The sequence below is a fragment of the Salarchaeum sp. III genome (assembly GCF_036418315.1).
Lineage (GTDB): Archaea > Halobacteriota > Halobacteria > Halobacteriales > Halobacteriaceae > Salarchaeum.
This window is the reverse complement of record NZ_JAZHPG010000026.1, coordinates 233,612-245,670: the sequence shown is the minus strand read 5'-3', so window position 1 is coordinate 245,670 and position 12,059 is coordinate 233,612. Positions and strand designations below refer to the sequence as shown.

16 protein-coding genes and 2 tRNA genes are annotated in these 12,059 nt (G+C 66.8%); 1 reads left to right on the top strand and 17 read right to left on the bottom strand.

Annotation, left to right across the window (positions count from 1 at the left end; all coding sequences use genetic code 11):
- Positions 1 to 76: 76 nt before the first annotated feature.
- Genes U3A55_RS10050 through U3A55_RS10040 form a run of 3 tightly spaced genes read right to left on the bottom strand, consistent with a single transcriptional unit; the run spans position 77 to position 3,345 of the window.
- Entirely contained in the window at positions 77 to 805 is a 729-nt protein-coding gene (locus U3A55_RS10050; protein ID WP_330991369.1) for an isopentenyl phosphate kinase, read from the bottom strand.
- Positions 802 to 1,788, bottom strand: a complete 987-nt coding sequence (gene mvk / locus U3A55_RS10045) for a mevalonate kinase (protein ID WP_330991368.1) — start codon at positions 1,786 to 1,788, stop codon at positions 802 to 804. The genes U3A55_RS10050 and mvk overlap by 4 nt, the downstream gene beginning before the upstream one ends.
- A gap of 42 nt (positions 1,789 to 1,830) precedes the next feature.
- On the bottom strand, positions 1,831 to 3,345 hold the full coding sequence (locus U3A55_RS10040; RefSeq protein ID WP_330991366.1) for a BCCT family transporter: 1,515 nt from the start codon (positions 3,343 to 3,345) through the stop codon (positions 1,831 to 1,833).
- Between the two features lie 129 nt (positions 3,346 to 3,474).
- On the opposite strand from U3A55_RS10040, the gene U3A55_RS10035 reads away from it, so the two are divergent.
- Entirely contained in the window at positions 3,475 to 4,815 is a 1,341-nt protein-coding gene (locus U3A55_RS10035) for an NtaA/DmoA family FMN-dependent monooxygenase (RefSeq protein WP_330991365.1), read from the top strand.
- A 50-nt stretch (positions 4,816 to 4,865) separates the two neighbouring features.
- Here the strand turns inward: U3A55_RS10035 and rpsB are convergent, their stop codons facing one another.
- The 14 genes from rpsB to moaA all read right to left on the bottom strand — a co-directional run bounded on the left by rpsB (position 4,866) and on the right by moaA (position 11,995).
- A complete protein-coding gene (gene rpsB / locus U3A55_RS10030) occupies positions 4,866 to 5,612 on the bottom strand; it encodes a 30S ribosomal protein S2 (protein WP_330991364.1) in 747 nt (248 codons plus the stop codon).
- Positions 5,609 to 6,814 carry a phosphopyruvate hydratase gene (eno, locus tag U3A55_RS10025; protein ID WP_330991363.1) on the bottom strand — a complete coding sequence of 402 codons (1,206 nt, stop codon included), beginning with the start codon at positions 6,812 to 6,814 and terminating at the stop codon, positions 5,609 to 5,611. The genes rpsB and eno overlap by 4 nt, the downstream gene beginning before the upstream one ends.
- Entirely contained in the window at positions 6,811 to 6,984 is a 174-nt protein-coding gene (locus tag U3A55_RS10020; RefSeq protein WP_330991362.1) for a DNA-directed RNA polymerase subunit K, read from the bottom strand. The genes eno and U3A55_RS10020 overlap by 4 nt, the downstream gene beginning before the upstream one ends.
- A complete protein-coding gene (locus U3A55_RS10015; protein ID WP_145846812.1) occupies positions 6,981 to 7,181 on the bottom strand; it encodes a DNA-directed RNA polymerase subunit N in 201 nt (66 codons plus the stop codon). Before U3A55_RS10015 ends, U3A55_RS10020 begins: the two co-directional genes overlap by 4 nt.
- A 13-nt stretch (positions 7,182 to 7,194) precedes the next feature.
- On the bottom strand, positions 7,195 to 7,593 hold the full coding sequence (locus U3A55_RS10010) for a 30S ribosomal protein S9 (protein WP_330991361.1): 399 nt from the start codon (positions 7,591 to 7,593) through the stop codon (positions 7,195 to 7,197).
- A complete protein-coding gene (locus tag U3A55_RS10005; RefSeq protein ID WP_330991360.1) occupies positions 7,587 to 8,024 on the bottom strand; it encodes a 50S ribosomal protein L13 in 438 nt (145 codons plus the stop codon). The genes U3A55_RS10010 and U3A55_RS10005 overlap by 7 nt, the downstream gene beginning before the upstream one ends.
- A complete protein-coding gene (locus U3A55_RS10000; RefSeq protein WP_330991359.1) occupies positions 8,021 to 8,374 on the bottom strand; it encodes a 50S ribosomal protein L18e in 354 nt (117 codons plus the stop codon). Before U3A55_RS10000 ends, U3A55_RS10005 begins: the two co-directional genes overlap by 4 nt.
- A gap of 29 nt (positions 8,375 to 8,403) precedes the next feature.
- Positions 8,404 to 8,488, bottom strand: a tRNA-Leu gene (locus U3A55_RS09995).
- A gap of 122 nt (positions 8,489 to 8,610) precedes the next feature.
- Complete coding sequence (locus U3A55_RS09990) at positions 8,611 to 9,357, bottom strand: DNA-directed RNA polymerase subunit D (RefSeq protein ID WP_330991358.1); 747 nt, start codon at positions 9,355 to 9,357, stop codon at positions 8,611 to 8,613.
- Positions 9,358 to 9,360: 3 nt separating this feature from the next.
- Positions 9,361 to 9,750 carry a 30S ribosomal protein S11 gene (locus U3A55_RS09985; protein ID WP_145846822.1) on the bottom strand — a complete coding sequence of 130 codons (390 nt, stop codon included), beginning with the start codon at positions 9,748 to 9,750 and terminating at the stop codon, positions 9,361 to 9,363.
- Between the two features lie 3 nt (positions 9,751 to 9,753).
- Positions 9,754 to 10,272, bottom strand: a complete 519-nt coding sequence (locus U3A55_RS09980) for a 30S ribosomal protein S4 (protein ID WP_330991357.1) — start codon at positions 10,270 to 10,272, stop codon at positions 9,754 to 9,756.
- A complete protein-coding gene (locus tag U3A55_RS09975; RefSeq protein WP_330991356.1) occupies positions 10,272 to 10,793 on the bottom strand; it encodes a 30S ribosomal protein S13 in 522 nt (173 codons plus the stop codon). Before U3A55_RS09975 ends, U3A55_RS09980 begins: the two co-directional genes overlap by 1 nt.
- A gap of 33 nt (positions 10,794 to 10,826) precedes the next feature.
- Positions 10,827 to 10,909, bottom strand: a tRNA-Ser gene (locus U3A55_RS09970).
- A 126-nt stretch (positions 10,910 to 11,035) separates the two neighbouring features.
- Positions 11,036 to 11,995, bottom strand: coding sequence for a GTP 3',8-cyclase MoaA (gene moaA / locus U3A55_RS09965; RefSeq protein WP_330991355.1), 960 nt, complete (start codon positions 11,993 to 11,995; stop codon positions 11,036 to 11,038).
- Positions 11,996 to 12,059: the final 64 nt, after the last annotated feature.

Sequence of the window (12,059 nt, the reverse complement as noted above, 5' to 3'; positions counted from 1 at the left end):
CTTAGCCCATGGTACGATTCCCGGTATTAAAAGTAGCAGGGTCTTGCGGGACACCGGAACCCGGATAGCGGTGTCGTTACCCGCGGACCGTCGTTCCCGCGTTTTCGCCGCGTAGGAAGTCCGCGAGGTCGTCCGCGCCGAACACGGATGCGGGCGCGCCGAGCGCGAGTAACTCCCGGACTTTTCCCGCCATCCCCCCAGTCACGTCGGTGTCCTCGCTCCCGTCGAGCACGTCCGCCACGTCCTCGTACGCGGTTATCTCGCGAATCACGTCTCCCTCCTCGTCGAGGACGCCGGGGACGGTCGAGCAGAGGCCGACGCGGTCCGCGTCCAGCTGGGCGGCGAGCGTCGTGACGACTTCGTCCCCGCTGAGAATTGTCGCGCCGTTGCCTGCCTCCGTGACCACGTCGCCGTGCAGGACCGGCGTGAACCCCTCGGCGAGCATCGTCTCCACTTGCTTCGTGTAGAACTCCAGGTCGTCGTCGCGGCGCGCCGCGGAGAACGGCCGCACCGGGACGCCCGCGACGCCGGCGTCGTCGAGGTAGTCGAGAACGGCCGTGTTCAGGCGCGCCATCGAGTCGTGAATCTCCCGGACCGCCCGCGCGTCGCGAGTCCCCTCCGTCGTCGAGACGTCGTGTTCGTCCGCGTAGTAGTGCCCGAAACTCCCCGCGCCGTGCACGACGATGAGGTCGTCCACGTCGGCTTGGCCGATAACGCCGGCGAGCCGGGCGAGCGCGTCGAGGTCGACCGTTTCGCGCTCGTCCTTCTCCGTGATGACGCTCCCGCCGAGTTTGAGGACTATCATTCGACGCGCACCCCGTCCTGTGCGAGTTCCGCGCGGAACGCCCGCGTACAGTCCGGCGTGAGCGACAGCGCGGTTTTCGTGCCGTTCTCGTCGTCCAGTGCGACGATGCAGCCGCCGCCGCCCGCGCCCGTGAGTTTCGCGCCGAGCGCGCCGCCGTCCCGGGCCGCCCACACCATGTTGTCGAGCGACCGCCCGGAGACGCCGAGCGCCGCGAGCAAGCCGTGGTTGAAGTTCATCAGGCGGCCGAGTTCGGCGAGGTCGCCGTCCGTGAGCGCGTCCTCGCCCTGTCGGACGAGGTCGCCGATGGCGGCGACGGTGTCGTTCGCGAAGCCGTACTCTTCTCTGAGAGCTCGAACGCCGGAGACGAGTTCGCCGGTGTCGTGGCTCGTCCCGTCGTACCCGACGATGAACGGGAGGTCGGGCGTGTCGAGCGTCCGGCACTCCTCGCCCTCGACGCGAACCGCGCCGCCCATCGCGGAGCAGAACGTGTCCGCGCGGGACGCCTGCCCGGACTGCACGTCGTACTCCACCTGATACGCGCGCTCTGCAATCTCACGGGCGTCGAGGTCGCAGTCGAGTTCGGTCGTCGCCGCCGCGATACCCGCCACCGCGACAGCGGCCGACGACCCGAGACCCGCGCCGAGCGGGATGTCGCTCTCGATCTCGACGTTGAATCCCACCTCAGGTGCGTCCGCCGCGTCCCGCGCCTGCTCGACCGCGGCGTCCACGTACCCGAACGCCGCCTCGATGAGCGGCGTCGGCACGTCCACGTCCGGCCGCTCGTCGCTCGACCCGCTGTACTCCACCGTAAAGCCGTCGAGCGACAAGTCGTCCGCGCTCACCCGGAGACGGTTGTCCTCCCGGGCTTCGACCGTGACGGACGCCCGGCGCTCGATGGCGCACGGAACCGCCGGCTCCCCGTAGACGACGGCGTGCTCCCCGAACAGGTAGACCTTCCCGGGGGCGCTCGCAGTAGTCGACATACTCGAGAGTCCGGGCGACCGAGTGAAAGACCGTTCGGTTCGCTACTCGCCGTACCGGCGTTTCGCGACGACGTAGGTCGCGTAGGCGACGACGACGTAGAGCGCGGTGAACGGGAGGGCGAGCGTCGTGGAGAATGATTCGAGGACGGTCGTCCCGCCGCCGACGAACGTCGTCATCACGCCGATGCCGACCATCGCGATTCCCCACGCCGCGCGGTTTCGCGTGTTGGGTTCGCGCTCCCCGAGGGTGATGGCGGCGAGCATGTAGACCGCGGAGTCGAGGCTGGTGACGATGTAGCCGGCGAGCGCGAGGAGCGCGAGCGCGCCGACGAGTCGGGGGGCGGGAACGAGCGTGAGCGCGGTGCTGAGCGCGGCGGCGTTCCCGTCCGCGGCGAGCGCGGCCGCGACGGGGTCGAGGTTGCCGGGGGCGAGCGCGAGGCCGCCGAGGACGCTGTGCTGGACGACGAGGAAGGCGGCGGGCGCGATGCAGAGTCCGACGAACACCTCCCGTATCGTTCGGCCCTTCGAGATGCGCGCGACGAAACTCCCGACGAACACACCCCAGGCGGCCCACCACGCCCACCAGAAGCTCGTCCAGTTCTGCGGCCAGTTCCCGGGCGAGGTCGGGGCGGTGTAGAGCGAGAGCCGGGGGAGGTTTGACAGCCAGACTCCCATCGCGTCCAGTCCGAGATCGAGCATGAACCCGGTCGGGCCGAGGACGAACAGGACGGCGGTGAGGAGGACGTTCGCGGCGACAGCGACCCGGGCGGCGTTCTGGATGCCGCGGCGGAGGCCGGCGAACACGTCCACGACGAAGACGACCGCGACGGCGAGGAATAAGAGGAGGGTGACGTAGCTGGCGTCGAACCCGAAGACGACGCGGATGATGGAGGAGAGCTGTTGGCCGATGAACCCGAGGGAGGTTCCGAGTCCGCCGACGATGGCGAGCACGGTGACGATGTCCACGAGCCACGCGACGGCGGGGTGGGTGAACGGACGGCCGAGCGGTTCGAGGAGGACGCTCGCTTTCCAGTTGTCGTGTTGCCACGCCACCAGTCCAAACAGCACGGCGAACGGGAGGTACCACGCGATGAGGCCGGGGAGGATGTCGTGGAGGAAGGTGAACGCGAGCGCGAGCGATTCGGGGGATGCGCCGGGGACGGGCGAACTCGGCGGGGGGCTGGTGACGATGCTGACGGGTTCAGCGACGCCCCAGAACAGGACGGCGATGGAGTAGCCGACGGTGAACGCCATTGCTATCCACGAGACCGTCCCGAAGTCGGGGTCGGCGTCCGGGCCGCCGATGCGCAGGTCGCCGTACCGGGAGACGCAGAGCCACGTGAAGAAGACGGTGAGCGCGAACCCGAGGAGGATGAACCACCAGCCCGCGTTCACGGTGACCCACGCGAAACTGTCCGCGAAGAACCCGCCAACGTCGTCGGGGTAGAGGATGCCGGCGGCGGCGAGCGAGAGCGAGAGCGCGATGGAGAGCGCGAACAGCAGTCGTTCCGCGACCGTTGTCGATTCGAGGCCGAACAGCCGTGCGAGTCGCGTCATCTGTCGGTGTACCGACCGCTACCAACTCCTGGATAAAATTATTTTCCAAACTCTATTAGTGAAGGGGATAGTTCTTCACGAGGTGCCGGTACAGTAACTACTACCTTCGACCAGTCCGCGTGGAGGCGTATGTCCGACGACGCGACGCTCGACCTGCTCGCGTACGCCAACTGCAGTCACTCCCCGGCCGTCGAGGACGCGTGGCGACTCCCCGAACACCGCCAGCCGGACGGCTACCGCGACATCGACTTCTGGCAGTCCCTCGCCCGCCGCCTCGACGGCGCGTTCAGCGCGCTGTTCTTCGCGGACGCCTACAACGTCGCCAACACGTACGAGGACAGCATCCGCCCCACCGTCCGCCACGGCGAACAACTCCCCGAGAACGACCCGCTCCCACTGCTCTCCGCGCTCGCCGCCGCCACCGACACGCTCGGTCTCGTCACCACCGCCTCCACGTCATTCTACCCGCCCTACCTCCTCGCGAAGAAACTCTCCACCATCGACGACCTCACCGACGGCCGCCTCGGCTGGAACGTCGTCACCTCCAGCGGCCAACTCGAATTCGAGAACGTCGTCGGCGAGTACGTCCCCCACGACGAACGCTACGACCGCGCCGACGACCACCTCACCGCCTGCTACGGCCTCTGGATGGACTCCTGGGACGACGACGCCGTCGTCCGCGACGCCGCCACCGGAACCTACGCCGACCCCGACCGCGTCCGGTTCGTCGACCACGACGGCCCCCACCACCGCGTCCGCGGCCCGCACATGACCGCGCCCACACCCCAACGCACGCCCGTCGTCTTCCAGGCCGGCCAGTCCGAGCGCGGCCGCGAGTTCGCCGCGAAACACGCCGAAGCGACCTTCGCCTTCCACCTCTCCCGCGACTCGCTCGCGGACGCCACCAGCGACCTCGACGCGCGCGCTCGAGACCACGGCCGCACCATCGACGACATCCGCGTCTACCCCGCGATCACGCCGTACGTCGCCCCCACCGACGCGGCCGCCGAAGCGCACCACGACCGCGTCATCGACGCTATCGACCCCGAGACCGGACTCGTCCGCCTCTCAAACCACCTCAACCACGACTACAGCCAGTACGACCGCGACTCACCCCTCGAAGACATCCCCGTCGAAGGCATCCGCGGCGCGCTCAACGCCTTCCTCCGCGACGACCGCGAGTGGACAGTCGGGGACGCCGCCGCCCGCTACGCCCGCTACCCCACGCCCGAGTTCGTCGGCACCCCCGAATCCGTCGCGGACGACCTCGAAGCCTGGATGGACGCCGGCGCGGACGGGTTCGTCGTCATGGCCCCCGTCGTCCCCAAGACCTTCACCGACGTTATCGACTACCTCCTCCCCGAACTCGACGCGCGCGGCCTCGCCCCCACGCCCGCGGACGGCACGCTCCGCGAGACGCTCGGGTTCGACGGCCCGCGACCGGCCAGCACGCACCCCTCGCGGGACTGACGGCGCTGTCGCTCACCGCACGAGAAACGGGACAGAAACGAAAGAACCCCTTAGATTCCGCTCTCGAAGTCTTCGAGGGCGTACGACGGTTCGGCGCCGCGGCGGTCGAGCGTCTCGTTCGCGAGCAGCCAGTAGACGACGCTGAGGGCGCGACGGCCCTTGTTGTTCGTCGGGACGACGAGGTCGACGTTACTGGTCTGGTTGTTCGAGTCACACATGGCGATGACGGGGATGCCGACCGTGATAGCTTCCTTCACCGCCTGCGCGTCGCCGATAGGGTCGGTGACGACGAGCACGTCCGGCTCGATGTAGCCGTCGTACTGGGGGTTCGTGAGCGTCCCCGGGATGAAGCGGCCCGTACGGGCGCGCGCGCCGACGGCGTCCGCGAACTTCTCCGCGGGGAACCGGCCGTACTGGCGGCTGGAGGTCACGAGGACCTGCTCGGGGTCGTAGTTCGCGAGGAAGTCCGCGGCCGTGCGGATGCGCTCGTCCGTCTTCGAGACGTCGAGCACGTACAGGCCGTCGGTGCGGACGCGGTGGATGAACCGGTCCATGTCCTCGGTCTTCTGCTGGGTACCGATGTGGACACCGGCACCGAGGTAGTCCTCGACGGGGATGAGGAGGTCGGCTTCGGCGTCACTCATGACGTCCTCCGCCGACTCCGTCGGTTCTGCGGCAGGCGCGTCCTCGGCGGCGTCCTCGGCGGTGGCCTCGACGGCCTCCTCCTCGGACGCGGCCTCGGCCGCGTCGGCCTCGGTCGATTCTTCGGGTTCGAGTTCTTCTTCGTTCTCGCTCATAGGGCTTCGTCCGCGATGCGGATGAGTTCGTTCAGCTTAGCGGTTCGCTCGCCGCCCACGGTCCCCGTCTTGATGAACGGGGCGTCCGCGGCGACGGCGAGGTGTGCGATGGTTGTGTCCTCCGTCTCGCCGCTCCGATGCGACACGACGGGCGTGTAGCTCGATTCGACGGCGAGTTCGATTGCGTCGAACGCGTCGCTGAGGGTGCCTATCTGGTTCGGCTTCACGAGGATGCTGTTCGCCGCACCCTGTTCGATTCCCTCCTGGAGACGGTTCGTGTTCGTGACGAACAGGTCGTCGCCGCAGACGAGCGTTCGGTCGCCGACGCGGTCCGTGAGGTCCGCGAACGCCTCGTAGTCGTCCTCGTCGAGCGGGTCCTCGACGTACACGAGTCCGTACTCGTCGACGAGGTCCGCGATGTACTCGACCTGCTCCTCGGTGGAACGAGTCGTGTCGCCGTACACGTACGCGTCCTCGTCGGCGTCGTACAGCTCCGCGCCAGCGACGTCGAGTCCGAACTCGATGTCGAACCCGAACGCGTCCTCGACCTCGTCGACGGCCTCGGCCATCAGTTCGAACGCCTCGGCGTCGCTGATGCTGGGCGCCCACGCGCCCTCGTCGCCCTTCGCCGCGGGCGTTCCGCGGTCCTCGAGGAGTTCGCCGACCGTCTCGTGGACGGCGGCGTTCGCGAACACGGCGTCCCGAACGTTCGGCGCGCCGACGGGTGCCGCGAGGAACTCCTGGATGTGAGTGGCGTCCGCGGCGTGCTCGCCGCCGCCGATGACGTTCCCGAGCGGGACCGGATAGTTCCGCCCGCGGAACGCGCCGCCGAGATGCTGGTAGAGCGGCGCGCCGAGCACGTCAGCGCCGGCCTTCGCCGCCGCCATGCTGATAGCGACGGCGGAGTTCGCGCCGATGGTGGAGAAGTCGTCGGTACCGTCCGCCGCGTGCAAGGCCTGGTCGACCTCGCGCTGGTCCGCGGCGAACGACCGTCCTTCGAGTCGGGGAACCGCGTGCTCGCGAGCCGCGGCCACGGCCTCCTCCGCCGGAAGCTCGATAGCCTCGTACTCGCCAGTGCTCGCGCCCGACGGCGCCGCCGCGCGACCGTGCCCACCGCTCTCGGTGTGCACGTCCGCCTCGACGGTCGCGTTCCCGCGGGAGTCGAGCACCGTCCGCAGCCGAACCGACTCGATGCGCGTCATTGCTCTCTCCGAACCGTGAACGGAAGGACGTTCGCGTCGTACTCCTCGGCCGCGATGAGGATGGGCTCCGTCTGATCGGTGTCGACGAGCACGGGCGCCCCGTAGGACACCTGCAGCGCTCGCGCACCGATGATCCGGGCCTTCTCGTAGCGGTTGAACTCCCCTCTCATTGGTAGGGGCTCACGACGTCCACGAGGTCTTGGTGGCTGACGAACATCCGCCGGCAGCAGTAGCGGTCGAGCCCGAGGTCGTCCAATACTTCCTCGGGGTCCTCGTCACCCTCCTTGGAGGCGGCTCGCGCCTTGAACTCCTCCCAGTGTTCGCCGATGACTTTACCGCAACTGAAACACCGGACTGGTACCATCATGGTTGGATTCCTCTTAGCGGTAGGACTTCTGGTAGCGCGCCCGAGCGCCCGGGCCGCCCCACTTCTTGGACTCGCGCTGCCGCACGTCGTTCACGAGGAGCGACCGATCGAACTCCATGAACGCGTCGCGGAGTTCGGCGTCGTTCCGGAACTCCACGATGCCGCGCGCGATGGCGGTGCGGACGGCGTCAGCCTGTCCGGCGAACCCGCCGCCGTTCACGGTTACGTCCACGTCGACCTCGCCGCGGAGGTCCTCGCCGGCGATGCGGAACGGTTCCAGCATCTTCAGGCGCGAGACCTCGGGTTCGACGAGCTCGACGGGCGTGGAGTTGATTCGCACACGACCCTCGCCGTCGCTCACGGTCGCCCGTGCGACGGCGGTCTTCTTCTTTCCGCTCGTGTTGGTTACCATGTGACGTTAGCACCGAGTTCTTCGGACACTTCTGCGAGCGTGACGAACTTGATGTTCGACAAGCGGTCGAGGGAGGTGCCGTCGAGCACCTCGCCGTCCTCGTCGGTGTGGTTACCGACGTAGATGCGGACGTTCTCGAACGCCTCGCGGCCACGGTCCTGCTTGTAGGGGAGCATCCCGCGCACCGCGCGCTTGAAGATGCCGTCCGGCCGCTTTGGGTAGTACGGACCCGAGTCGGACCCGAGTTCCGCGCGCTTATTGTAGGTCGCGAACGTCGCTTCCTTGTTCCCCGTGATAACCGCCTTCTCGGCGTTCACCACGGCGACGGACTCGCCTTCGAGCGCGAGCTCAGCGACGTTCGAAGCGACACGACCCACGATGCAGTCGCCGGCGTCGACGACGATGTCTGCGTCAAACTCTGCGAGACTCATCGGATCACCCGGACGTTCGACCCTTCGGGGTTCTGCTGGATTGCCTGTTCTAGCTGGACGGTCTCACCGTCTGCGTGCTCGATCTTCGTCTTCGCGCTGCCGGAGAAATCGACAGCGGCAACCGTGACGGATTTCTGAAGCACGCCGGACCCGAGCACTTTGCCGGGCACAACGACGGTTTCGTCCTCGTTCGCGTACCGTTCGATGCGACTCAGGTTCACCTCTGCGTGCGTCCGGCGCGGCTTCTGCAGCCGTTCCGCGACGTCGCCCCAGATGTCCGTACCCTCGTCGCGAGAGACGGACTTCAGCTCGGCGATGAGACTGCTGAGTCGTGGACTCGTCTTACTCATAGTTCTGACTGTATGTATTAGGAGTGGAGTGCAGGGAGCAGGATTTGAACCTGCGAACCTCTACAGGACAGCGCCCTGAACGCTGCGCCTTTGGCCAAACTTGGCTATCCCTGCACGCCCGTTGAGAAGGCGTACCTCCACGTTGTCCCCCGCCCTTCATACCGATTTCGGTCCGACGGAGCGACGGCTCTGCCGGGACGCGAACGACGGTAGTGTGGGTCGGGGAGGTCATTTTGTTATAGTTGGACTGCCTGTTCGAGTTCGTCCGCGCGCGAACTCAGGGAGTTCACGGCACGGAGTACCAGTTCGTCGACGGGCATCGAGCCGTCAGACTCGACGTGGAAGACGAACGCGCCCTGCACGTCGTGGAGCTCGACCTCCTTCCCCTCGTATCGCTGGGTGAGGTCGTGGTCGAACTCCTCCGTCGGGACGAGTTCGCCGTCGTCCTCGATGACGCCCCGAACGATCTCGGGTTCGTCCTCCGCGTACTCGTCCGCGTCACCGACGACTTCGACGCGCTGGAGGTGGCGGTAGCCGACACCCACGCCGCCCTGGTGTTTGGCGTGGTTGCGGCCCCGTCCGAGCACGGCGTCCGCTTCGAGTTCCAGCCGCTGGTCCTCCTTCAGCTCGATGATGGGGACGTTCTTGTCCGCTGGCTCGACCTGTGGGTCGTCGGTGACGAGGTCGCCCGAGTAGGCGACCCCGGGCCCCTCGACGTCGAGCGCGAGCGTGACGCCCTCGCCCTCCTCGAACTCGCCCTCGGGCGTCGTGAGCGGCACGAGACCCAGTCGGAGCGCGAGTTGCTCGTCGAACATCACGCTCGAGTTCTCGACGAACCGAACGGTGTCGATGGAGAGCGTCGGGACGTCCGCGATGATGGCCCGACGGATGCCGTTCGCGAACGCGGGCGTCGCGTTCCGAACGAGGAAGCGGGATTCCCGGTCGCCGTGGTCGATGAATTCGACGTCGAAGTCAGTTGCCATGTGTTAGAATCCCGAGTTCTTGGGGGGTCGCGTCCCGTCGTGCGGGATAGGCGTAACATCCTCGATGCGGCCGATTTCGATACCGGCACGGGCGAGCGCACGGATCGTCGCCTGTGCGCCCGGACCCGGGTTCTGCTGGAGGTTGCCGCCGGGGCCGCGCACGCGAACGTGCACGCCCTCGATACCCTGTTCTTTCGCGTCCTCTGCGATCTTCTCCGCCATCTGCATCGCCGCGTACGGCGACGCCTCGTCCCGGTTCTGCTTCACGACCGCGCCACCGCTCGACTTTGCGAGCGTCTCGGCGCCCGTCTCGTCGGTGATGGTGAGGATCGTGTTGTTGAACGAGGCGTGCACGTGGGCGATGCCCCATTTGTCGTCTGTTTCTTCAGCCATGATTTATTCCTGATTGTCCGCTCGCGCGGGATGAAGCTCGTCCGTGAGCGGGCTGGTTTCGTCGAATTCGATGGCGTCCTCCTCCGCGACCTCGACCTTGTACGACGGCGCGGTAACGCGGTGGCCGTCGACCGTGACGTGGCCGTGGGTGATGAACTGTCGCGCCTGCTTGGGCGTGTTCGCGAGACCCTTGCGGTACGCGACCGTCTGGAGGCGGCGTTCGAGCACGTCCGTCACGTCGAGCGACAGGACGGCGTCGAGTTCGTCCGTCTCGCCGAGAACGCCGATGCGCTTCAGGCGAGCGAGGAACTCCTCGCCCTCCCGGTCCTCGGGGTTCGTGGTACCGAGGAGGTCACGCGTCTCGCGGCGGTACGAACGCAGTTCGGACTGCGCACGCCAGAGCTCTTCTTTGTTCTTCAGGCCGTAGCGGCCGAGGAGGTCGGACTCCTCGGCGATGCGCTCGCCCTGATAGGGGTGGTTCGGCGTCTCGTAGAACTTGGTGTTCTCACCGGGAAGCGCCATTATTCACCAGCCTCCTCGGCCGCTGCTTCTTCTTCGGCTTCTTCGCGGAGCTCCTCGACGTTCACGCCGATGGTGCCCTCGGTACGACCGGTGGACTTGGTGCGCTGGCCGCGGACCTTCTGTCCGCGCTCGTGGCGCACGCCCTTGTAGGACCGAATCATCCGCATCCGGTTGACGTCCTGATTCCGCGTCAGTTCGACGTTGTTGCCGGTGATGTGTTCGGAGTCGCCGGTGTAGAAGTCGTTGCGTCGGTTCATCAGCCAGTCGGGGACCTCGTCAGCGAAGCCCTCAACGGACTCGACGACGGCTTCGATTTCGTCGTCGTCGAGTCGGCCGAACGTCGCCGAGCGGTCGACGCCGGAGTTGTCGGCGACGATTCGCGCGGTGCGTCGACCGAGACCGTCGAGTTCGGCGAGGGCGCGCTCGACGGTCTTGGTGCCGTCGAGGTCCGTCTGACCGATGCGGACGAAGTACTGAAGTTCCTCGTCTTCGTCCGGTTCTTGGTGGTCTTCTGCACTCATAGTTTGATTTCGTGGTGTTCGTTGCGGTTGAGGCGTCGTGGCGGGGATTTGAACCCCGGAGGCTTACGCCACAGAGTTAGCAACCCTGCGCCTTGACCAGGCTAGGCTACCACGACCCGTTCTCGTGTGTACTGTCGCCCTTCCGGACTCGGGACCTGACGCCCCTACAGTGACTGCATCAGTACCGAACCGCCGCCCTTACTTAAACATCACGAACCACCATCGGCGGCATCGGGACAGCGTTACGCTGTCACGTATTTCTCGTTGACTTCCCAGCCGCCGTCGCCGTCTCGGACCATGTACTCGCCGTAGAACGGCACGCGCTCGTCCACGGTCTGCTCGAACGCCTCCCGGATTTCGGGTTTCGTCATCTCGCCCATCGATTTGAGGTCGTCGTTGCGGTTCAAACAGCCCTTGAGGTAGCCTTCGTGTGTGACGCGCACGCGGTGGCAGTTCGCGCAGAAGTTCGCGTTCCCGACAGGGTCGACGATTTCGACCATTCCGCCGTCAACCCAGTAGCGCTTCCGGTCGTGCATCTCCCGGTGCTCGACCTCGTCCGCCTGCTCGGCGAGCCAGTCGTGCACGCGCTCGATGTCGATCGCCCACTCGGGCTTCCCGACGAGTTCCGGCATGAACTCGATGAGTTGGAGCTGTAGTCCCGGGTTTTCGGAGACGTGGTCGACCATTCCCTCAACGTAGCCCGCGGTCTTCTCGAAGACGACCATGTTGAGCTTCACCGGATCGAGGCCTGCGTCGAGCGCGGCGTCCACGCCCTCCAGCACGCGGTCGTACGCGCCGGACTGCGTGACGTGCTTGAACTGCTCTCTATCGAGCGCGTCCTGACTGACGTTCACGCGCTCCAGCCCCGCGTCCACGAGGTCCTCGGCGCGCCCGGGGAGGAAGGTACCGTTCGTCGTCATCGACACCTCCATCCCGTCCGGCGTCCGCCGAATAATCTCCTCGAGGTCGTCGCGCAACATCGGCTCTCCGCCGGTGAACTTCACGGAATCGACGCCGTACTCCGCCACGACTTCGAGGAACCGCACCACGTCGTCCGCGCTCATCTCGTGGTCGCGCGCGTCCATCGGCCCCCGCGTGTCCCCCAGTCCCTCGTTGTGACAGTAGACGCAGTCGAAGTTACAGCGGTCCGTCAGGGACACCCGGACTCCCGTGACGTCCCGGCCGAACGAGTCCTCGCGCATACACGTAGATGACCGCCGGACGTGCATAAAATCGTGGGTAGGAGCGCGTTTCCGTAACCAGAAT

Coding starts and splice junctions, on each gene's coding strand:
- U3A55_RS10050 (WP_330991369.1), bottom strand. CDS start 805: ATGATAGTCCTCAAACTCGGCGGGAGCGTCATCACGGAGAAGGACGAG.
- mvk (WP_330991368.1), bottom strand. CDS start 1,788: ATGTCGACTACTGCGAGCGCCCCCGGGAAGGTCTACCTGTTCGGGGAG.
- U3A55_RS10040 (WP_330991366.1), bottom strand. CDS start 3,345: ATGACGCGACTCGCACGGCTGTTCGGCCTCGAATCGACAACGGTCGCG.
- U3A55_RS10035 (WP_330991365.1), top strand. CDS start 3,475: ATGTCCGACGACGCGACGCTCGACCTGCTCGCGTACGCCAACTGCAGT.
- rpsB (WP_330991364.1), bottom strand. CDS start 5,612: ATGAGCGAGAACGAAGAAGAACTCGAACCCGAAGAATCGACCGAGGCC.
- eno (WP_330991363.1), bottom strand. CDS start 6,814: ATGACGCGCATCGAGTCGGTTCGGCTGCGGACGGTGCTCGACTCCCGC.
- U3A55_RS10020 (WP_330991362.1), bottom strand. CDS start 6,984: ATGAGAGGGGAGTTCAACCGCTACGAGAAGGCCCGGATCATCGGTGCG.
- U3A55_RS10015 (WP_145846812.1), bottom strand. CDS start 7,181: ATGATGGTACCAGTCCGGTGTTTCAGTTGCGGTAAAGTCATCGGCGAA.
- U3A55_RS10010 (WP_330991361.1), bottom strand. CDS start 7,593: ATGGTAACCAACACGAGCGGAAAGAAGAAGACCGCCGTCGCACGGGCG.
- U3A55_RS10005 (WP_330991360.1), bottom strand. CDS start 8,024: ATGAGTCTCGCAGAGTTTGACGCAGACATCGTCGTCGACGCCGGCGAC.
- U3A55_RS10000 (WP_330991359.1), bottom strand. CDS start 8,374: ATGAGTAAGACGAGTCCACGACTCAGCAGTCTCATCGCCGAGCTGAAG.
- U3A55_RS09990 (WP_330991358.1), bottom strand. CDS start 9,357: ATGGCAACTGACTTCGACGTCGAATTCATCGACCACGGCGACCGGGAA.
- U3A55_RS09985 (WP_145846822.1), bottom strand. CDS start 9,750: ATGGCTGAAGAAACAGACGACAAATGGGGCATCGCCCACGTGCACGCC.
- U3A55_RS09980 (WP_330991357.1), bottom strand. CDS start 10,272: ATGGCGCTTCCCGGTGAGAACACCAAGTTCTACGAGACGCCGAACCAC.
- U3A55_RS09975 (WP_330991356.1), bottom strand. CDS start 10,793: ATGAGTGCAGAAGACCACCAAGAACCGGACGAAGACGAGGAACTTCAG.
- moaA (WP_330991355.1), bottom strand. CDS start 11,995: ATGCGCGAGGACTCGTTCGGCCGGGACGTCACGGGAGTCCGGGTGTCC.